Origin of the sequence: Rhodococcus sp. NPDC059969 (assembly GCF_042738325.1) — a bacterium.
In the GTDB taxonomy this organism is placed as follows: domain Bacteria; phylum Actinomycetota; class Actinomycetes; order Mycobacteriales; family Mycobacteriaceae; genus Rhodococcus_F.
In genome coordinates this window covers 852,979-874,577 of the sequence record NZ_JBHWUF010000001.1, presented here as the reverse complement: position 1 = coordinate 874,577, position 21,599 = coordinate 852,979, and the positions used below count along the sequence as shown (strand labels likewise).

Annotated in this window: 10 protein-coding genes and 1 pseudogene; 6 read left to right on the top strand and 5 right to left on the bottom strand. The window is 64.2% G+C overall.

Going from position 1 to position 21,599, the window contains the following annotated elements:
• Window positions 1–28: 28 nt before the first annotated feature.
• The 3 genes from ACFWAD_RS03930 to panD form a co-directional block, all read right to left on the bottom strand.
• Complete coding sequence (locus ACFWAD_RS03930) at window positions 29–7,807, bottom strand: amino acid adenylation domain-containing protein (protein ID WP_378541533.1); 7,779 nt, start codon at window positions 7,805–7,807, stop codon at window positions 29–31.
• Window positions 7,804–14,439: an amino acid adenylation domain-containing protein gene (locus ACFWAD_RS03925; RefSeq protein WP_378541531.1), complete on the bottom strand. Its 6,636-nt coding sequence runs from the start codon at window positions 14,437–14,439 to the stop codon at window positions 7,804–7,806. The genes ACFWAD_RS03930 and ACFWAD_RS03925 overlap by 4 nt, the downstream gene beginning before the upstream one ends.
• 114 nt (window positions 14,440–14,553) lie before the next feature.
• On the bottom strand, window positions 14,554–14,949 hold the full coding sequence (gene panD / locus ACFWAD_RS03920) for an aspartate 1-decarboxylase (protein WP_378532694.1): 396 nt from the start codon (window positions 14,947–14,949) through the stop codon (window positions 14,554–14,556).
• 312 nt (window positions 14,950–15,261) lie between these two features.
• Here panD and ACFWAD_RS03915 point away from each other — a divergent pair, with 312 nt between their 5' ends.
• Entirely contained in the window at window positions 15,262–16,632 is a 1,371-nt protein-coding gene (locus tag ACFWAD_RS03915) for a lysine N(6)-hydroxylase/L-ornithine N(5)-oxygenase family protein (protein WP_378541529.1), read from the top strand.
• Between the two features lie 69 nt (window positions 16,633–16,701).
• On the opposite strand, the gene ACFWAD_RS03910 is transcribed toward ACFWAD_RS03915, so the two are convergent.
• On the bottom strand, window positions 16,702–17,373 hold the full coding sequence (locus ACFWAD_RS03910) for a DNA alkylation repair protein (RefSeq protein ID WP_378541527.1): 672 nt from the start codon (window positions 17,371–17,373) through the stop codon (window positions 16,702–16,704).
• Between the two features lie 146 nt (window positions 17,374–17,519).
• On the opposite strand from ACFWAD_RS03910, the gene ACFWAD_RS03905 reads away from it, so the two are divergent.
• A complete protein-coding gene (locus ACFWAD_RS03905; RefSeq protein ID WP_378541525.1) occupies window positions 17,520–18,866 on the top strand; it encodes an APC family permease in 1,347 nt (448 codons plus the stop codon).
• A gap of 25 nt (window positions 18,867–18,891) precedes the next feature.
• The gene (locus tag ACFWAD_RS03900; protein WP_378530313.1) at window positions 18,892–19,260 is read left to right on the top strand and encodes a hypothetical protein; all 369 of its coding nucleotides are present in this window, start codon (window positions 18,892–18,894) and stop codon (window positions 19,258–19,260) included.
• Between the two features lie 58 nt (window positions 19,261–19,318).
• On the opposite strand, the gene ACFWAD_RS03895 is transcribed toward ACFWAD_RS03900, so the two are convergent.
• Window positions 19,319–20,023 (bottom strand): SDR family NAD(P)-dependent oxidoreductase, encoded by a 705-nt coding sequence (locus ACFWAD_RS03895; RefSeq protein ID WP_378541523.1) that lies wholly within the window; start codon window positions 20,021–20,023, stop codon window positions 19,319–19,321.
• A 228-nt stretch (window positions 20,024–20,251) separates the two neighbouring features.
• On the opposite strand from ACFWAD_RS03895, the gene ACFWAD_RS03890 reads away from it, so the two are divergent.
• The 3 genes and pseudogenes from ACFWAD_RS03890 to ACFWAD_RS03880 all read left to right on the top strand — a co-directional run bounded on the left by ACFWAD_RS03890 (window position 20,252) and on the right by ACFWAD_RS03880 (window position 21,525).
• Entirely contained in the window at window positions 20,252–20,497 is a 246-nt protein-coding gene (locus tag ACFWAD_RS03890) for a hypothetical protein (protein ID WP_378541521.1), read from the top strand.
• Window positions 20,490–20,627, top strand: a pseudogene (locus ACFWAD_RS03885) (hypothetical protein); the annotation flags it as partial. The gene ACFWAD_RS03890 and the pseudogene ACFWAD_RS03885, both read left to right, overlap by 8 nt.
• Window positions 20,628–20,868: 241 nt before the next feature.
• Entirely contained in the window at window positions 20,869–21,525 is a 657-nt protein-coding gene (locus tag ACFWAD_RS03880) for a TetR/AcrR family transcriptional regulator (protein ID WP_378542902.1), read from the top strand.
• Window positions 21,526–21,599: the final 74 nt, after the last annotated feature.

Sequence of the window (21,599 nt, the reverse complement as noted above, 5' to 3'; positions counted from 1 at the left end):
CACGAAGGTTACCCTTGCCTCAGATTCATTAGCCCCCGTCACCACCGGAAACGATCGCGGCGACGGATCGCAACGCCGCTGCCCACGCGTCGACCAACCGTGGCACCTCAGCCACCACCGCAGGCGGCCAGGCCACGGTGGCGCCCAGCATGGAGGTGGTCAGGCCGCCGACGCCACGGCGATCGTGCACGTAACCGTCCACCACCACGGGATGAGAACACGGCACGGCGTCACCGAGTCCGGAATCCATACTGTCGCGCAGCGGGCTTGCCCTGAACCTGCCGCCGTCGTCGTCACCGCCGTCGTCACCGCCGAGGTCGAATCGACCCAGGTAGTTGAATTCCACTGCTGCCGAGTCATATTCACCGAGTACCTTCCGCCCTTGCGGATTCAGGTAACGCAACGCCCCGTAGGACATCCCCTCCCCTGGCACCGCCGACCGTGCGCGCTTGGCCCCGGCGACGAGTTCACGCGCCGAGGCAACCGAACCGGCGAGCACCGCGTCGAATCGATCGGTGCGTGCGGTGATCCTGATCGGATGGACGTCGGTGAGCCAACCCACGACCCCCGATCCGTCGACAGAGCTCTTGCCGACGTCTCCGCGGCCGTGCCCCTCGACGTCGACGACGAATTCGGCGTCCGCACCTTCTGTTCCGGCCTCGGACCAGGCCGCGAGCGCGGCGGTGAACGTGCCGAGCAGAACGTCGTCCACCGACCCCCCGAGCACGGTGGACACACCGGCAAGGAGCGCGGCCGTCTCGTCCTCGGTCAACGTGAACGACACCCGGTCCAACGTGGCGCCGACGTCGGCAGTGGGATCGAGGGGGCGGATCAGCGGTATCCGAGCGCCGGGTGCGGCGATGGCTGCCCACCGGTCGAGATCATCGAGGATCGACGCCGAATGCGCGTAATCGTGCACCGCATGCGCCCACCGCCGGAACGAGTCGGGGGCTGGTTCCGCCACGGGCGTCGTGGAAGAGCCGTAACCGTCGACGTGGAGGTCGGGCAACAGCACCCGCCACGACACTCCGTCCACCACCAGGTGGTGCAAGGTGATGAGCAGTTCACCGGGCTCTTCGTCACGCCGGAACCACACCAGGTCGATCATGCGCCCGTCAGTCGGACGTAATCGTGCCTTTGCTGCCCGCGACTCAGCGCGAACCGCCTCCCGGGCGGAATCGTCGCGCTCACCGGTGATGTTCAGTACCGAAAGCCATTCGGAGGGAAAACCATCGGGTTCAGGAATATCCAATTGGGTACCGTCGAATCGTGCCCGCAATATCGGGTGCCGCCGCGCGAGCGCGTCGATCATCGCGACGATCCTCTGCTCGGTGAACTCGGCCGGGATCCGAAGCAGCACCGCTTGAGAGATCTGGTCGATCGGCCCGTCTACGCCGGCTAGCCAGGCCACGATGGGAGTGAGCGGCACTTCGCCGTACGGCGAAAGTGAGGAGTAGCGCGAATCAACCTGTGCACCAACAGGTGCCTCGGCAGATACAGCAAGAGCCCGTACGGTGCGCCCCGTCGAGACGTCTCGGGGCGAGACCGTCAGTCCGCGCGCACGCAGTCGCGCGGACAGTTCCATCGACATGATGCTGTCGCCGCCGAGGTCGAAGAAGTCGTCGTCGACTCCGATGTCGGGGATGCCGAGCAGGTCGGAGATCTCGGCGCACAGCCGGTGTTCCAGGTCGGTCTCCGGCGGGCTGGGCACTCGGTCGGGAACCTTGCCCTCGGGGAGCGCAGCGAGGTCCAGTTTGCCGTTGGACAGCAACGGGAACCGGTCGAGGACCGTGTAGCTGGCAGGCACCATGTACGACGGCAACCGGCCGGCGACGCCGGCACGCAACTCTCCGATGTCCAGCGTGCGCCGCGGTTCCGGCACGACGTGCGCCGACAACCGTTCTGTGCCAGTGCCATCGGTGCGGGCTACGACGCGGGCATCGGCCACTCCGTCGAGCGCGCGCAGGCAGTGTTCGATCTCGCCCAGTTCCACCCGGTGCCCGCGGATCTTGACCTGGTGATCGGCGCGACCGGTGTAGTCGAGCAATCCGTGGTCCGTCCACGACACCAGGTCGCCGGTGCGGTACATCCTGGTCCCGTCGGCGGCGAACGGATCCGGCAGGAAATGCTGGGCTGTCAGCGCCGGGGCAGCACGGTAGCCGCGCACAACGCCGGGGCCACCGAGATACAACTCGCCCACCACCCCGACGGGCACCGGGCGCAGGCCTGCATCCAGGACGTAGGCACGCAGACCCGCGACGGGCCGTCCGATGAGAGGCTCTCCGGAGCGTTCCGTCGAGGTGTGGACGGCGTCGACGGTTACCTCGGTCGGGCCGTAGAAGTTGTGCAGCACAACCGAATCCAGTGACCGCATCCTGTCCCAGAGCTCCCGGGTCACGGCTTCTCCGCCCACACCGAGCGCACTGATCTCGGAGTCGAGCCCGGCGCGAATCAGGTGTTCGAGGACCGATGGCACCACTTCGACGAAATCGGCGGACACTCGGCGCAGTTCACGGAGCAGCGCGGTCGGATCCGCCGCGGCATCACGGTCGAACACGTGGACCGCGTGGCCGCCGAACATCCACAGCTGCGGCTGCCAGGAGGCGTCGAAGGCCAGCGACCAGGCGTGACCGACGTTGAGATGAGAGCGTCCGGTGCGTGCGACCGTTGGATCATGCACCCGATCCCGATGACTGAAGTACAGGTTCGCCAACCCCCGATGCGGAACGACGACACCCTTCGGGACGCCGGTGGTGCCGGAGGTGTAGATCAGGTACGCCGGCGAGTCAGCGTGCAGCGGGGTGCGTCGTTCGGCGTCGGTGACGACGCGGTGGTCGTCTTCGGATTCGGCGAGCGTCGAAGTGTCGACGATCGTGCACGCCCCCAGTGTCACCGATCCGTCGAGCAAGGCATTGTCGACGGCGCGGTCGTCCGGTGTCGTCACGATCGCGGCGGGTCGGGCACTGTCGACAATGCGTTGGGTGCGTGAGGCGGGCGCATCCGGTTCGATCGGCAGGTACGCAGCCCCCGACCGCATCACCGCGACGATGGAGGCAAGAGTGAGCGCAGACCGCGTCGCGGGTACGACGACGACGTCCTCGGCTCCCACTCCGAGACGCAGCAGTGCTCGGGCGATACGGTTCGCGAGGATGTCGAGCGCGGAGAACGTGAGAGTGGTCCGGGCATCGGTGACTGCGACAAGCTCGGGCGTTCGGACGCACTGCGCGTCGAAAACTTCCACCAACGTGCCACCCGGATAGGGCGATTCGGCTCCGGCGAACTCACCAAGGATGCGTCGGCGCTCTGCGGCGTCGACGAGCGCCAGGTCGGATACACGGTGGGCTTCGGGGGTGTTCATCGACGCCAAGACCGCATGCAGGGCGTCACTCATCATTGCGGCGCTGCGGGTGTCCACCAGATCGGGCCGGAACTCCACGACGATCCGCAAGCGGTCTCCGGGAAAGACGGTCACGGTGATCGGATAGTGCGTCATCGTGTGAAAATCTCCGACGCGGACCGTGAAGTCGGCGGAATCGATACCGGCAGTGTCTGCTTCGGCGAAGTTCTCGAACACGACGAGGGTGTCGAACAACCGGCCGACGCCACCGATCCGCTGGATGTCGGCGAGTCCCACGTGGTGGTGATCCAGGACGGACACGGTCTGCTCGCGCAGGCGACCGAGGACGTCGGACACTGTCGCGGCAGCAGGAACGTCCACGCGCACCGGAACAGTGTTGACGAAGAGTCCGACCATGTCGGCCGAGCGGTCGAGGTCGGCAGGTCGACCCGAGACCGTCGATCCGAACACGACGTCGTTCTGCCCGGTGACGGCCGCGAGTACCACGGCCCAGGCCGCGTGCACCAGTTCGCTGAGCGTCGACCCGGACTGAGCAGCAAAGGATTTGAGATTCCCGGTCCTTGCTTCGGACAGATCGACGATGATCTCCTCGGCAGCGACTCGTGAGGCACGGCCGTCGGAGTCGGACACCAGGCAGGGGCGGACAGGGCTTCCAGGTGACTCGGGATCGCGACCGAGCACCTTCCGCCACGCGGTTGTCGCCGCAGCGCTCTCGCGAGAGGTCAACCACCGCAGGTAGTCGTCGAACGAAGCCGGGGCAGTGAGGGTTCGACCCTGGTACAGGCGGAACAGGTCCGTGCCGACGGTCCCCATCGACCATCCGTCGACGAGCAGATGATGCATCGTCAGGACCACCCGGTGGCGGACCGGTGATTCGTCGAGCACGGTGACGCGGATCAAGACAGAATCCTCGACGTCGAAGGTTCGACGGTCTGCTGCGATCAGGGACTCTGCCTTCGGACCGTCGAGGGAGCCGACGGTGTATCGGCGCACCTCGATGTCGCGATGTGGTCGGAGTACGGCGACCGTGCGACCCGATTGCAGGGTCGTGAACGTCGATCGCAGACTCGGATGTCGATCGAGGAGTGCGTGCAACGCCTCCTCGAGTCGGACGCTCTCGAGCGCACCGTTGATCTCGAATTGTGTTGCAATTATGTATATTTCGTCCGAGCCCTCGGCCGCGGTCAGCGATTGGAAGACAATACCCTGCTGCAAAGCGGTCGCTGGACGAACGTCGTCGATATCGGTTCCCGAGGCTGCGAGTTCCGCACGTTCGGTGTCGTCGAGCTCGGTCAGGGGAGCGGCTCCCCTGCCCACGGGCTGAGCGCTACGGGGAACTGCGGCGTCCGCGCACGAAGCGATTGCCGCGACAGTGCGCCTGGCAAATACGTCCGCCGTGCTCAGCACGATCCCCTCACGGGCAGCATGGTGCACGAACGTGATGGCCGCGATGCTGTCGCCCCCCAGAGCGAAGAAGTCGTCGGCAGCGGCGATCTCGGCCACGTCGATCCCCACGAGGTCGGCAATGATTACCGCCAACGCCAGTTCGGTCGCAGACTGCGGCGCGGCGCCGCCCGTCGAGGTCGTGGGGATCTCGATGCGAGCCAAAGCGAGCCGGTCCAGCTTTCCGTTGGGAGTGACCGGCAGCGCAGCCAATACCATCCACGAGGCGGGAACCATGTACTCCGGCAAAGTCTGACGCAATCGCACGCTGATCTCGTCGCCGATCGTGTCGGCGACGTGTGACTTCTCGGCGCCCCGCTCGGCTTCACTGCTACTCGGAACGACGAACCCGGCCAGTCGCGGTCGTCCGGCAGCGTCGGATACGGCAATTACGGCCACGTCGTCGACGAGTCCACTTGCTGCGGTCGCAGCTTCGATCTCCCCGAGCTCGATTCGATGTCCCCGGATCTTGACCTGCCGGTCAGTGCGTCCCACGATGTCGAGGGTGCCGTCCGGCAGCTGTCGCCCGCGGTCCCCGGTGCGGTACATCCGCTCCCCCGCGGCGCCGTCCGGGTAGGCAACGAATCGAGTCGCTGTCGCCGTCGGCGCCCGGTGATAGCCGCGAGCGAGTTGAATTCCCGCGACGTAGATCTCGCCCACCACACCGCGAGGAACGGGAAGGAGAAACTCGTCGAGGACCCGGATTGTCGTGTTCGGCACTGCCGAACCGACGACGCTGGCCGCCGGGGAATCGTTCCCCGGAATCGACACGTCATGAGTGGCGACGTCGCCGACCACTTCAGAAGACCCGTAGGAATTGGTCAGATGTGTTGCAGGGCAGGCTTTTGCGATCGATTCGATCACGCCCGACGTCAGCGTTTCACCGCTGACGATCCAGTGGGTAACCGTCGCGACGTCGGCTGCAGCTGCATCACAGAGCGCGGCGGCGAGGGAACCGACCGCCGTCATCTGTTCCGCTCGATGAGTGGTGGCCAACCGGGCCAGCGCGTAGGCGTCGGTGAACTCGTCGTCGAGGGCCAGGATCACACGTTGCCCAGCCAGTAGACCGGTCAAGAGTTCGGTGGTTCCGTCGATGAAGCTCAGGGAACTCTTGGCCAGACGGCTACGTGGCTGACCCCATCGATTCACGGCCCAGTGCAAACGATTCGCAAGCCCGTCTCGGGTACCGAGAACACCTTTCGGCGCGCCGGTCGAGCCGGATGTGTAGACGAGGTACGCGGGCAGATCTCCGGTCCACTCGGAGACGAAAGGCGCCGGCCCACAATCCTGAGGGATCTCGGAGGTCGTGATGCGCGTGGTCGCGGGTACCAGTGCGCTGAGCAGGGTGCTGGTGTCCGGGTCGACGATCATCGTGTGGGGATTCGCGTCGGCCAAAAGGTACTCGATGCGATCCCGCGGGTACCGGATGTCGATCGGTACCACCGCCGCACCGACGTCGAGGATGGCAAGGAGTGCAGCGACCATGTCGGGTCCGCGTGGAACAGCGACTGCAACAGTGGATTCCGACCCTGTCCCGGCATCGCGCAGTGCCGCCGACAAGTCGGCGACCCGGGTTGCCAACTCGGCGTAGGTCACGGTGTCGGCACCGGACACGATCGCCACCTCGGCCGCGGACTCCGCGAACCTGTGCGCCAGTTGCTGTTCCAATCTCGGTACGGCGACGATCTGGCCTGTGTCGTGGACCTCTGTGCTTGTCCGCGCGTTCGCAAGCGCCAGCGACACGGGTACGTCCGAATCGGCAGTCAGCTCGTCGAGCAGGTCCGTGAACAGCTTTGCCACAGTGGATGCGACGTCGGCCGGGATCGATTCGGGTCGGTAGACGACAAACGCCCACAGCGAGGGCTCGGGGCCCGCGACCAGAGCGAGGGGGAAACTCATCGGTGCACCGAGCACGGTGACGTCGTCGACACTGGCGCCGTCGTCCGGGACTGCGCTGGGATAGTTCTGGTAGACCACTGTCGTGTCGAACAGCGTCGAATGACCGGCGGTGCGGGCGATGTCGGACAGGCCGAGATGTCGGTGGTCGTCGAGGTCGAGGTGTCCGGACTGGATGTGGGCGAGTAGATCGCGGGTAGTGACGGTCCGATCGACCCGCACGCGCACCGGGACGGTGTTGAGTAGCAGACCGACGATCGAGGCGGCACCGGGCAGGTCGTACGGACGGATGGATGCGGCCATCCCGAACACGACGTCGCGCCTGCCGGTCAAGGAGGAGAGGACAAGTGCCCAGGCGAGCTGGACCACCACATTGACCGTCACCCCGGCGTCCTTGGCGCACAACGTGACCCGCTCGCCCAGATCGGGTGGGAGAACGACGTCGAGCCGAACCGGGGTACTCTCCACCACCTCGGTGCCGGATGCGACGAGGGTGGGCGCGTCCAGACCGTCGAGGTAGCCGGCCCAGCCCGTACGGGCAGCGTCGGCGTCCCGCTTCGCCATCCACCCGAGGAAGGTTCCGAATTCGGCCGCAGGCTCGAGCCGATCGGCCGTGCCGCCCGCTTCGTAAACGCTCAGCAGTTCGCGAACGAACAGCGCTTCCGACCATCCGTCCATCAGACTGTGGTGGTAGGTGATCACCAGTGCACGATCGACGACCGTGAACCGGATCAGCGGGCTCCGCAGGAATTCGAATCCGGCGGCGCGATCGACCGCTCTGGCTTCCTCGAGGTCTGCTCCCGCCGCCGACAGCGAGATCTGTGGCACCGTCGCCCGTGGCACGACCCATACGAGGGTTCCGTTGCTCCGTTGTCGGAGAACAGCTTTCAGGTGCGGGTAGCGGTCGAGCATCGCGGTGATACTCGCTGTGACGATCCGGGCGTCGACCGCCGACCGGAAGGTCACCACCGTCTGGGAGAGGTAGGGATCGCTCTCCGGCGCCGCCAGGCTGGACTGCAGATACATTCCGGTCTGCAGCGCCGTCAGCGGCAGGACTTCGAGGATCTTCGATCGGCCTGCTGTGGCTTCGGCCCGGGCTTGTGCGTTCACAGGCTGTTCTCGAACTCGTCGAGTTCGTCGGCACTGAGGTCCGTCACCTCGACGCTCGTCACGGCGGCACGTTCCTCAGCCGCCGAGTTCTCTTCGACGGTCAACTCGGTCCCGAACAGTCGCACCGTGCGCTTCTGCATGATCGCGCGAGGGGTGAGGCCGATGCCTGCGCTTCGAGCCGCAGATGCCACGGCGAGGGAAGTGATGCTGTCCCCACCCAGCCCGAAGAAGTCGTCGTCGATACCGACCCGGTCGACGCCGAGGATGCGGGCGACGATCTCGCACAGGACGGTTTCGACCGGACTGCGCGGCGGCTGATGGTTGCCGCCGCTGGAGTCGGGTTCCGGCAGGGCACGGACGTCGAGTTTCCCGTTGACGGTCATCGGAATTCGATCGAGTAACGCGAACGACGTCGGCACCATGTAGTCCGGCAACCGTGACGCGAGGCGGTCTCGGACGGAAGCAAACAGCCCTTCAACTTCGACGCTCCCGTCAGGGACGAGGTACGCGGTCAGTTGGCGAGTCCCGGTTGCCGGTGCGGTGATCGCTCGGACCACCGCGGACCCCACGCCCGGGCAGGACGTGACCGCCGCCTCGACTTCGCCGAGTTCGACGCGGTAGCCGCGGATCTTGACCTGGTCGTCGGCGCGGCCACAGTAGTCGAATAGACCGTCCGGACGCACCTGTACCAGGTCGCCGGTCCGATACATCCGGCCACCGTCCGCCAGCGGGTTCGACACGAAATGAGCTGCGGTGGTGCCGAACCGGCCGAGGTATCCGCGTGCGAGACCAGCTCCGGCCAGATACAGCTCTCCGATCGTGCCTTCCGGAACCGGGCGCAGCCAGGGGTCGAGGACGTAGGCGTGGGTTTCGGTGACCGGCGAACCGATGGTCGCCGTCTCGCTGTCGCTCGTCCCTCCGCCGAGCGCGTTGATCGTGTACTCAGTTGGCCCGTACAGGTTGTAGCCCTCTACACCCGGTTCGTGAAGAAGCCTGGACCACAACGAGTCCGGGACGGCTTCGCCGCCGAGCAGCACGAGCGGCATCCTGCGGTCACCGTCGAGGATGCCTTCGTCGAGGAGGAGCTGCGCGTAGGTCGGGGTGACGTTGACGACGTCGATCTTCCGTTGCGCACAGTACGCCGCCAAACGTGGTGCGTCGCGGCGTAGTTCCTCGTCGCAGATGTGTACCTCGTGGCCTTCGACGAGCCAGAGCAGTTCCTCCCACGACATGTCGAACGAGAACGAGACGGTGTGGGCGATACGCAATGTCCGACCACCACCAGCGGCGATCGTGGGTTCGAAGATCTTGCTGCGGTGGTTGAGTTGCATGTTGGTCAGGCCCCGATAGGGCGTCAGGACACCCTTCGGCGCCCCCGTCGACCCGGAGGTGTAGATGACGTACGCGGGATGCTCGAGCCTGCCCGGGACGCCGGGGGCGAATGCCACCTGGTCGGCGGCCGTCAGCACCCGATCGGCACGTAGTTCTGCCACGGTTTCTGCGTCGTCGATCACCATTACATCGGCGTCGGTGACAAACGGCCGCGACACGACGGCACTGGTGCTCACCAGGATGCTCGGCTGTGCGTCGGCGAGTATCACGTTCAGCCGATCCGTGGGGTGATCGAGTTCGAGCGGTAGATAGGCCGCCCCGGTACGCAGCACTGCGAACAAGGCCACCACGGTCTCGACGGTGCGAGGCAGAGCGAGCGCCACGATACGTTCGGGCCCGGCTCCCCGGCGGATCAGTGCAGCAGCGAACGAGTCTATACGCGAGGAGAGTTCGGCGAAGGTCACCGACTCCTCGCCCAGAACTACCGCGGTCCGGTCCGGATCGAGTTCGGCCCGCTCGGAAAGTAGTTCGGCAATCGTGATGTCGGGGGTGCCGGTCAGGCTCGGGTAACTGGGAATTCGACGGGTTGCCCACCGGGCGAGCGGCCGATCAGGTTCGTCGGCGATCGTCTCGAGGGCGTCGTGGAATCGGTCGAGCAGATCGCGGGCGGTGGACTCGTCGACCAGATCCGGCAGGTAGGTGACGCTGAGATTGAGTCGGTCACCGGGGTCGACGGCGATGGAGATCGGGAATTCCGAGCCGTCGACGGTCGACAGATGCCGCAGGCGCGGTGCCGTACCCGAATCTTGCGCGGCCGCATTCCGCAGAACCAGCAGCGTGTCGAACAACTCTCCGAGTCTGATCGCCTTCTGGACGGCGCCGAGCCCGAGGTGATCATGAGGCATCAGATCGAGCCGCTGATCCTGGATCCGTCTCGCCAGCGTCGCCGCAGTGTCGGATCCACGACCGAACGCGCGCACCGGAACAGTGTCGATGAAGGCGCCGATCGTCCGGTCACTGCCGGCGACCTCGATCGGGCGTCCGGACAGCGCGGTGCCGAATACGACGTCCGTGCGTCCGGTGACCGCTGTCAGGACCGCTCCCCATGCAGCGGCGAGAAGGGTGAACGGAGTGACCTGAGCGGTCCGGGCGATGTCGGCCAGACGAGCCGAGGTGGCGCCTGGCAGGAGCCGTTCGAGGCGCTGCGGCAACGCTGCCCCTGCGCGATCGGCGGTGCGATTGGTAAGGAGTGTCGGAGAATCGAAGTCTGCGAACATATCTCGCCACGCCGCCGACGATGCGGCGCGGTCTTGTCGTGTCAGCCACGCGAGATGATCTCGGTAGCTCGTTTCGGGTGCCGGCGCGGCGCGGTTGTCGTGGAGATCGAGAATACGGTCTGCCAGCAGCCACGACGAGGTGCCGTCGAAGGCCCCGAACCAGTAGTTGACTACCAGCCGGTCTTCGTTGCCGGGCAAATGCAGGAGGGTCACCCGGAACAGTGGCGGTGCGTCGACGTCGTAACCTGCCGCCCGGTCCTCAGCGAGCTCGCGGATCACCTGTCGATCGGCGTCGGTGTGTGTGGTCAGGTCGACCACGCGGACGGCGGCGTCGACTCGGCGACGGATCACCTGCACCGGTTCGCCGAGGGCGGTGACCGTGAATGCCGCTCGCAAGGTGGGGTTTTCGGAGATCACGGTGGACACTGCCGCGTTGATGCGTGCGTCGTCGAGGTGCCGGTCGAGGGCGGCGACGTTCTGCACCGTGTACAGCAGGGCCGCGGCCGGGTCGAGGCTGATCTGGTAGTACAGCCCACGTTGGAGCGGTGAGAGTGGCCAGATGTCCTCGACGTCGCCGAACCGGTCGGCGATCGCAGCGTGATCGTCGTCGGTCAGGCTGAGCAGCGGCGCATCCGATGCGACTGTCGCTGCCCGTTCCGAGAGCCCGCCGGATGCTCCGATCCGAGCGGCGAGGCCGGCTACGGTGGGCGCCGCGAACACCATCCGCACGGTTATCGCGTCCGTGTTCAGACGATCGCGCAGTCGCGCGACGATCGTGGTGGCGAGGACCGAGTCTCCACCGAGCGCGAAGAGGGTGTCGGTGACACCGACACGGTCGACACCGAGCACCGATCGCCACACGTCGGCGATGTTCTCCTCCAACGGAGTACGGGGAGCCACGTGAGCGGCGCGGCGCTGTGTGTCGGACAAGGTGCGGGCGGCGGCGACGATTGCGTCCCGGTCTATCTTGCCGTTGATCGTGACCGGCAGTGCAGTGGTGACCACGATCCGGTCGGGCACCATGTGTGCCGGAAGTGCAGTGGACAGACGCTCCAGAATCATGTCGACGGATGCCGTAGCGTCCGATGCTGTAGCGCCGTCCTCGAGTACGACGGCAGCAACCAGACTCGGCGAACCGGAGACGTCGAGAGCAGCAGCACCGGAGACGATATCGGGATCCTGGTTCATCACGGACTCGACCTCGCCGAGTTCGATCCGGAAACCGTTGATCTTCACCTGGTTGTCGATACGGCCGATGAATTCGACCATGCCGTCCTCGACGTAGCGAACGAGGTCGCCCGTGCGGTACCAGCGACGACCAAATGCTTGGACGAACCGTTCTGCCGTGCGTTGCGGGTCGTCGAGATAGCCGGTGGCCAGGCCGATGCCGGACACCCACAGTTCGCCGCCGACCCACTGGGGAACGTCACGCCCGTGCCTGTCGACCACGCGGAACTTCATGTTCCGCAGTGGCGTTCCGAAAGGGACCGTGCGCCATCGCGGATCGACAGTCCGCACCTCGCAGATGCTGTTGTGAATCGCAGTCTCGGTAGCGCCTCCGAGTCCGGCGAACCGGCATCCAGGTATCGCTGCAGTCAGCCGACGGTACAGATCGGTTGTCACCTTGTCCCCACCGAGCATCACCACTCGCAACGTGGCTCCGAGATCGATGCCGGTGGACAGGATCATGTCGAGAAGCGGAGGTACGCAACTGAGGACGCTGACCCGGTGCTCGACGATCATCCGGGCCCAGCGCTGCGGATCGCGCCGTTCGTGTTCCTCGATCAGCACGGCGGTGCCTCCGACGGACAGGCACGAGAACAAGTCGAAGGTGCACAGGTCGAAGTCCAACTCGGACAGGCACAGTGGACGGTACGACTCGTCCAAGCGGTACCGGTCGACGATGTCACCGATCGTGTTCATCGCCGCGACATGAGGAACCACGACGCCCTTGGGGCGACCGGTCGATCCCGAGGTGAAGATCATGTACGCCGGGTCGTCGGGGGATCCGAGATGCGGCTGGGCGATCGGATCGTGTGCAAGGGCCGCAGCTACGGACAAGTCCCGCCCGATTACCGTGCGGAATCCTGCGGCGTCGGCGATGAGATCTGCGCGCGAGTGTGGCTGATCCACGCCCACCGGTACGTACACGGCCCCAGCCGCGAGGACGCCCAGGACCGCGACGACCTGGTCAGAACCCTTGGGCAGGGTGATTCCGACGGTGTCACCAACCGCGATTCCGGCCCCGACGAGTGCCGCCGCCATCCGCAGCGCGCTGTCGGCGAGCGCGCCGTATGTCATCGTGGTGCCCGACGCCCACGTCAGCGCGACCGCATCCGGGGTGGCTGCGGCCCTCTCGAAGAATGCGGCATGCAGTAGCGACGAGGCCGTATTCGGGACCTCCGGTACCGGCGCCTCTATGACGTCAGAGTTCATGACGTCAGAGTTCCAGGCGCCGACAGGCGCAGTCAGTGCGGGAACTGCGTTGTCCCAGAATGATTTCCCTCCGTCGACGATCGAGGACACCAGATGTTCGAAGGCGCCGAACATTGCCTCGGGCACTCCAGGAAGGAACTCGTTGGCGCGGATGTCCCAGTTGACGAGGAGTCCGCCGTCGAGTTCGGTGATCTGCGCGTCCAGAACCACTTGAGGGCCTTGGGAGATGATCCACACCGGATCGCCGAACGTCTCGCGGACCCGGCGATGGAAGAGTTCCCCCAGACTCAGTGCACTGGTGAACACCACCGGCGCCAGAACCTGCTCTCCCCGTGAACGACTCAGATCCCGCAGGACCTCGACACCGGAGTAGTCGGCATGGGCGGCGTCCGCATGGAGGGTCGCCTGAACGGCCTTGGCCCGTTCGAGGAAGGACACGGTCTCGGTGAGATCGACGTCGAGCATCACCGAACTGGAGAAGTCGCCGACCAGTGCAGCGACGTCCGGGTGGGTGTCGGCGCGGTCGAACATCGGAACGTTCAACAGGAAACGCGATTCACGAGACCACGCGCCGACTACCTCGGCGAACGCCGTGGCCACCGCGACTGCCGGCGTCACTCCGTTGGCTCGGGCAGCAATGCGAAGCCGGTCGTATCCGTCGGCGTCGAGGTGGAACGACAGCCGGGTCGCAGCGGCGGAACCGGAATCCCCGTCCACCAGCGGCAGAGTCGGCGCACCCGGCAGATCGTCGAGGCGTGCCTGCCAGTAGGACTGTGCAGCAGAACGGGATTCGCGGCGCTCCGTCGGGCGGTCGGCGAGGTAGTTACCGTAGTCGTAGCCGAGGGGCGGCAGCGTCTCTCCGCCGTACACCCGGGCGATGTCGTCGAGAAGGATGCGGTAGCTCACGGCATCTCCGGCGATCATGTCGACGTCGAGATGCAATCTCGACCGGCCACCAGGCAGGACGGTCAACTCGGCCGAAAAGACCTGCCCAGCTTCGATGTCGAGCATCTGATGGGAAAGTCGATGACGAGTGGCGTCGAGGTGGGCGTCGATCTCGGACTCAGCAGCTGCCGTGAGATCGGCGACGGTGAGCAGGGTGCGATCGAGGCTCGGCAGGATTACCTGCTGCCCGTTGTCGGTAATCCGGGCGCGAAGCATTCCATGCCTCGCGGTGACCGTCGCCAAGGCGCTTCGAAGCCGTTCTGGATCGACGATCGGACCGTCGAATTCGGTATAGAGGTGAGGGGCGACGCCGCCGAGAAACTGGTCGTGACCGCGGCCCACCCAGTAGGCGTGCTGTAGGACTGCGAGATCGAAGGCAGCGTCGCTGCCCGCGCGGTCGTCCGATGCCGCCGAGGCTGCCTCGACTTCGTTCGTCTCGGTCAGAATCGTCGACCAGTGTGCAACAGTCGGAACCTCGGCCAGATCGGCAAACGTCACGGTCAGCCCGCTGCGGCGCCAGCGCCCCACCAACCGCATGACGACCAGCGATTCGAGGCCGAGTTCGAAGAGATTGACATGGTCACCGACTGTGGACGGCGCGACACCTATCGCTTCCGCCACGACTGCTCGAACGTCGTCCATCCCTGTCGCCTGTCGCTGCACAGCCCAACCCTTCGATCCCTCGTAATCCCCATGAAAATGTAAAGAAAAAGACTTGATTCCGAACCCCGCGTGAAAGATTCAGCGAACCGGCTGTCAGCGACTGGCGTACTGGTCCTGGGCGCCGGGAACCGGCTCGGCTGGGTCGGATCCCAGCTCGACGATCGTGTTCGCCGAGTCGACGTGCACTACTCGGGGCACGAAATCGGCCAACTCGCGATCGTCGAGGTGTCGGTAGGACATGATGATCACCAAGTCACCTGGTGAAATAAGGTGCGCAGCAGCGCCATTGATGCCGATTACGCCAGAACCGCGTGCGCCGGCGATCGCATAGGTCTCCAGCCGCGCGCCGTTGTCGATGTCGACTATGTGGACCTGTTCCCCCTCGAGTAGATCGGCCGCCTCCATGAGATCTACGTCGATCGTGACCGATCCGACGTAGTGCAGATCGGCCTGTGTGACGGTTGCACGGTGGATCTTCCCTGAGAGCATGATTCGATTCACGTTCAGAAGGGTAGCCTATCCCAAGCAATCGGTGGGTTGTAGCAATTCCACCAAATGGGACCGGTGCGGTGCGATCTGCCGGGCCCACCGGCGAACCCCCAGGGCCAGAGACAATCCGTGCTGCACAGGGCCTTTCGTGAAACCGTCATGGACAAACGTCCGAGACTCCGGAGCGCGGACCGGACGAAGCACGCGGACCCCATCGCAACGCAGAATCAGGTTAGGCTGCACTACTACTTGGCCGAGACCGGGCCGACGACATATTCGTACCGCCGCCAACGGCGAGGATGGACTGATGCCATGACTTCGACTCAGGCGAAACAAGATTCGACACCCGGCGCACTCGACATCGTCGGGGTGGGCTTCGGACCTTCGAACCTGGCTCTGGCGATTGCGATCGAGGAGCACAACGCGACGTGTATCCCCGCCGATCGCATCAGCGCCCGCTTCGTCGAACGACAACTCGCCTTTGCCTGGCATCCAGGCATGCTCCTCGACGGAGCAACGATGCAGATCGCGTTCCCGAAGGATCTGGTGACATTTCGGAACCCCAGGAGTTCCTACAGTTTCTTCACCTACCTGTTCGACAAGGGTCGACTTGTGGACTTCGTCAATCACCAAACCTTTTTCCCCACTCGCCACGAGTTCGACGACTACCTCCGGTGGGCGGCCGATCGAGTCGACGCCGACGTCAAATACGGCGTCACTGTGACTGGGATCACCGGATCCAGATCCTCCAGCGGCACTGTCGACGAGTTCAGCGTCGAGACGTCCGCGGGTGAGATCCTGCGGACACGCAACGTCGTGGTCGGTGCGGGTCTGCGTGCGCGGCTGCCTGAATGGGCAGCCCCGTCACCCCGGTGCTTCCACAATCACCAGTTCCTGTTCCACCTCCAGAACCTCCCCGAACTGCGCCATCAGCGTTTCGTCGTACTCGGAGCCGGACAGAGCGCCGCAGAGGTAGTGCAGTACCTGCACCGGCACTATCCGAATGCCGAGGTGCACAGCGTCTTCTCTCGCTACGGCTACAGCCCCGCCGACGACAGCCCGTACGCCAACCGGATTTTCGACCCCTCGACCGTCGACGAATTGCATGCCGCGACACCGGAACAACGGGAGCGCCTACTCTCCCTTCACAAGGGAACCAACTACTCCGTAGTCGACATCGAGCTGATCAACGAGCTCTACACGACCGAATACCAGGAGATCGTCCGCGGCAAGCGGCGCTTGTTCATGCGCAAGGCGTCGTACATCACGAACGTGATCGAGGGCCAGGACGGTATCGACGTCAGCGTCCGCAGCACTCTCGACGGCGTCACCGACACGCTTTCCTGCGACGCTGTCGTGCTCGCAACCGGGTTCACGCCGATGCCGCTGCGAGAGATCCTCGGTGACCTCGCACCCGTGGGTGATTCGGCGACGGAAGTGGCGCGGGATTATCGCCTCACCACGAAACCGGAAGTCCGGGCGGGCATTTACCTGCAAGGCGGCACCGAAAAGACACACGGGCTGACTGCGTCACTTCTGTCGAACGTGGCCGTCCGTGCAGGGGAGATTCTCGGCTCCGTAGTTGCACATCGCTTTCCGCGAAACGGTTCTCGAACTGAAGGCTTCACGGTCGAGGTAGCCACAGGAAGGGAAAACACGCCGAACAGTCTTGCGACCCGATAGCTCCGAACACCGATAGTTGCGTAACTGACGCTTGCCGTCACCGGGCCGCCGCGGGAAGAGCTGGCCTCTCTACTCGGCGGCCTGTCGTCGCACCATCTCCGAGATCCAGATGGGCGCAAACGGCGAGGTGCAGTTCGGGGGCGTCGGGTAATCCTCGAGCACTCGCAGCCGCTCACCGACGTCGATTGCCCTGGCGCGGTACTCGACATGTTCGATCCCGATCTGAGCCAGGCAATGATTCATCGCCCATTGCAGGCGATCAGGCGCATCCTTCATCTCCGCCTCGATGACGTCGAGTAGCCCTGAAAGGTCAAGGCCCTCAGGCTTCTTCGCGACACGTTCGGTGGTCAGAGCCCACCCGGCGCTCGCGACCACAGGATCAGGGTCCGCGGTCCAGGCCACCCGCAACTCCTCGGCGTGCGGGTTCTTCTTCACGACATAGTTGACGAGCCAGTCCTGCACCTTGGGAGTGCGGGCCTCACGCAACATGACGTCCAACTGGTCACGCTCGAACGCCTTCGGGCGACAGATCAAAATGGCCAGCAACCTGGCCGCGGTGTCGCCCGTCGCCCAAAGCTGTTGTGCGAGTTCCTGCTGAGTCTTCAATCGCTTCGCAACAGCGCGCAGCTTTGTGAGATTCACGCCGTGATCGTCGCCGTGCTTCTCGTTCACCGCACGCGCCTTCGGATCTTCGAGCGCAGCCAACTCGTCCATCACCGCGGCAACCGTCGTTTCGGCCACTTCGTCCTCCAGTCACTACTTCTGTGATTCCCCTACAAGCAAAGCACGGGAAGGCGGACGACCTACGTTTGAAACTACGGCCAATGGGTACATGACTGCTCCTGAGGTGGCGGCACGTCACCATGAAGACAGGATGAACCTTGCACATGCGACGCGCCGCGAGGGCCGAGAACGTGGACGAAACCGCACGCCGCGACGAAGGCGGCGGTACGAACACTCTCACCCGGGCGATAACCGGCCCACTCCTTTTCGTGTTCATCCTCGGAGATGTTCTGGGTGCCGGTATCTACGCATTGGTGGGCGTCATCGCCGGTGAGGTGGGTGGAGCCGTCTGGGTCCCGCTGCTCGTAGCGCTGGTCATGGCGTTGTTGACAGCAACGTCGTATGCCGAACTGGTCACCAAATATCCGCGCGCGGGCGGTGCTGCCGTGTTCGCCCAGCGGGCGTATGGGAAACCACTGATCTCGTTCCTCGTCGGCTTCTCGATGCTGGCGGCCGGTGTCACGAGTGCAGCGGGACTCGCTCTCGCATTCTCGGGCGACTATCTCAAAGCGTTCATCGACGTCCCGACCGTTCCGGCAGCGCTCGTCTTCCTTCTACTGGTGGGACTTCTCAATGCGAGAGGCATCAAGGAGTCGATGCGCGCCAACGTCGTCATGACAGTCGTCGAGGTCACCGGCCTTGTCCTGGTTGTGGTCCTTGCCGGCATAGTTCTCGGTCACGGCGACGGAACCCTGAGCCGCGTCGTCGAATTCGACGACAGCCGATCACCCGCACTCGCAGTGTTGGCAGCTGCGTTGCTTGCCTACTACTCGTTCGTCGGCTTCGAAACGTCCGCGAACGTCGCCGAAGAAGTGAAGAACGTGAGCAAGGTCTACCCACGCGCACTGTTCGGAGCCTTGCTGACAGCGGGTGCCGCCTATGTCCTCGTCGGCCTCGCTGTCTCGGTGGTTCTGCCCGCCGACGAACTCGCCGCATCCTCCGGCCCCTTGCTGGCAGTGGTGTCTGCCGCCGATGTCGGTGTTCCGCCGCGCCTGTTCAGCCTGATCGCACTGGTCGCCGTCGCCAACGGAGCACTGCTGACGATGATCATGGCGAGCAGGCTCACATACGGAATGGCGGCGGAAGGCCTGCTCCCGAGCACATTTGCACGGGTGCTGCCGCGTCGCCGGACACCCTGGGTGGCGATTGTCGCGACCACAGCCGTTGCCATGGCTCTGTGCGTCACCGGCTCGTTGTCCGCCCTGGCGGAGACGGTGGTGCTGCTGCTGCTTTTCGTATTCATCAGCACCAACATCGCCGTCCTGGTCTTACGTCGTGACGCAGTGCAACACAAACACTTCCGAACTCCGATCATCTTTCCGATCCTCGCTCTCGGTACGTGCGTTGCATTGCTCACCCAGCAGAGCGCAGCGACATGGTTGCGGGCATCATTGCTCCTGGCCGTAGGAGTGGTGCTGTATGCCCTCTCCCACCGTCGATCCACGAAGTGAGGTGCGATGTTCAGGAGGGGGTGTGATGACCGACAGTTCTGACGCGTCAGATGTCATTCAGCGTCGGGAGCGAAAGATCAACAGGCGAACCCTGACATACGGGCTGTCCGTCGTTCTGGCTACCGCGTTGCTGGTTGTCGCGATCGTGTGGTTGGGCTCCCGACGAGGCGAATGCTTCGGCACCGACACCTTGCTGTGCTCACAGAAAGATCGCCGACTGGCAGTCTTCGTCCCCAGTCTGATGTTGCTGCTCGGGACCGTCGGCGCGTTCTTGCGAGCCTCCCTGCGATTACACCGGCTGCGGCGCCTCTACATCCGTCCTTACCTGGCGTGGGCCTTGGCGGGACTCACCCTGACGTATCTGATCGGAGCTTACTTCTTGATCGGGGTTTAAATTCTCTGAATACGTCTTCTCGGCAACCAGATTCACCGACAGAGTCGACAGCCGTGAATCAGAATCGCGGATCGTCGATCGCAGTGAGGACTATTTCCCGCACTGACGCCGAGGACGACAAACTCGAGATCGAGCGCACCGTGTCCACAACGTCATGCACCGGGACCAGTGAACCCTCTCCCCTGGCCGCAGCGATGTCTCGGGGTACCTCGAGTCCATCTTCTGTATTGAGATATCCGAGGTGCAGAACCGTCACTGCGAGTCGGTCCTTCCGGTAGCCCTCTCTCACCGCGTCGGCCATGCCGTTGATCGCGGACTTCGATGCACCGAACGCAACCTCCGGCCTACCACTTCGCGGGAGACCCGAGGTAGAACCGGTCAGGATGATCCGAGGTCGAGGACGGCTGATCATCCGGGGGATCAGGCGCTTGAGCAAGAGAATCGTGCCCGTAACGTTGGCATTGATCATTTCCAGCATTTCGACGTCGGATTGATCTGTGAACGCATAATCGGAAGTGAAGGCATCCCCTTCCCAAATTCCGACGTTGCAGATCAGGGTATCTACACCACCGACAAGGTCCTGATCGATCGAATTCGCTGCCGTAACAGGGTCGGTCAGGTCGGCTTCGATCCACTCGGAGACGTCGAACCCGTCAGGACGCCGACGCGATATGCCGAGAACATCGTGGCCATCGCTCCTCAGACCCTCGATCAACGCACGACCAAGACCTCGGCTCGCACCGACAACAACCGCCCTCGCCACAATTTCACCCTTCGTCGCTTGCTCATTCCCATCCTATCGATCCGGTCGTGGCCGGTAGTTCGAACCGAATTGTCCCGACCTGCACATCACCCGTTTCGAGTGAGTCGCGATGCGCCGGGAGCAGCCAGGTAGCCGCCCTCGACTCAGGATTGGAGTACTGCAGCAAGATTGGCATCTATCCGCTCGCCGAGGCGGACAATCCGCGGTCGACGACGAGGAGAGACCTGCGTGGCCGGGCGCGATTTCATCGAAGGACAGAATGGCAACTTCGCGAACGGCGAGGTCTACCCGTACACCGACTGCGCCGTCGTCTATCACATGGCCTTCATCGGTCTCAAACGGTTGGGCGTCGGGCAGTTTTGCCCTGTGAACATTCGCCATCGCGCAGGCAATCTGTTCCGCTCCGATCGCACGTACCGGATGCGCGTACCGTCCGGCGTACCTCTCCCAATACTGTTCTGTGGCAATGTATGACGGCAACGACCACACCTTCATCCGTCACGCGACAAAGTTCTCGGTGTCCTCTCAAACTCCCGGAGTGAAAGTCAACGACGACGGATCCCTCGACGTGTACTTCGGACCGAAGGAAATTCCCGGACTGGAGTCGAACTTCATCGCAACCGGAGCCTCGGTCACGTTCGAGCTGATGTTCCGCTTCTACGGCGTCGGAGCCGAAGTGATGTCGAAAGAACGGGAGTTGGACGATGTCGACCTGATCGACGTCGACGAACCCGGCACTTCTCAGGCTCGGCATTTCACAGGAGGACCGAGCAGGTCATACGCTTCCGATGTGGAGCGATCTTCGCCTGCGGTCTGTGCGTCGCCCACCGGGCGAGAGGACTATCATGTACGACGTGCAGGAGGTCAGCGACGAGACTCGAAACTACGGTGGTCGACCGGTGTCGGCTCGGCGCGCCGAAAGACGGTTGCAGTTCATTTGGGCTGCGCTGGAAGTCTTCTCGGACAAGGGATACGCCTCGAGTTCGGTCGCGGATATCTGCACCGCCGCGAGCCTTGCAAGACGACAGTTCTACGACGAGTTCGACAGCCGCGAAGATTTGCTGATCGCACTGTACGACCAGATTCAAAGCGACGCCCGGGACGCGATGCTGACTGCGATCGCCACCGAAAACCCTGTGACACTTGCTGATCTCGCGAAAGCAGCAATGACGGCTTTCGTCGAGTCGATCGGCCTTGATCCTCGGCGAGCCCAGATCTCGTACGTAGACATCGTCGGGGTCAGCCCGCGAGTGGAAGCACACCGCGTAGAACGACGCACAGAATGGGCCGCGTTCTTCAAAACGACAGTTCAAAATGCCGTGGGTGAGGATTTTGTTCCCCCCGGCGGATACGAAATGGCATCGACAGCGTTCATCGGCGCACTCATGGCCCTCGTACATCAGTGGAGCACTGCGCCCACCCGTCCGCCCGTCGGCAGCCTGGTCAAGGTCATGTCCACGATTCTCAGCGCACTGATCGGCACTGACGCCTCGACCAGCTGATTCGATCGCTGCCCGCCACCCCTCGCAGCGCCTGATCGACTCCGATACCCGGCCCCTCTCGTCGGAACCCTTCG

Coding starts and splice junctions, on each gene's coding strand:
- ACFWAD_RS03925 (WP_378541531.1), bottom strand. CDS start 14,439: ATGGACGACGTTCGAGCAGTCGTGGCGGAAGCGATAGGTGTCGCGCCG.
- panD (WP_378532694.1), bottom strand. CDS start 14,949: ATGCTCTCAGGGAAGATCCACCGTGCAACCGTCACACAGGCCGATCTG.
- ACFWAD_RS03915 (WP_378541529.1), top strand. CDS start 15,262: ATGACTTCGACTCAGGCGAAACAAGATTCGACACCCGGCGCACTCGAC.
- ACFWAD_RS03905 (WP_378541525.1), top strand. CDS start 17,520: ATGCGACGCGCCGCGAGGGCCGAGAACGTGGACGAAACCGCACGCCGC.
- ACFWAD_RS03900 (WP_378530313.1), top strand. CDS start 18,892: ATGACCGACAGTTCTGACGCGTCAGATGTCATTCAGCGTCGGGAGCGA.
- ACFWAD_RS03880 (WP_378542902.1), top strand. CDS start 20,869: ATGTACGACGTGCAGGAGGTCAGCGACGAGACTCGAAACTACGGTGGT.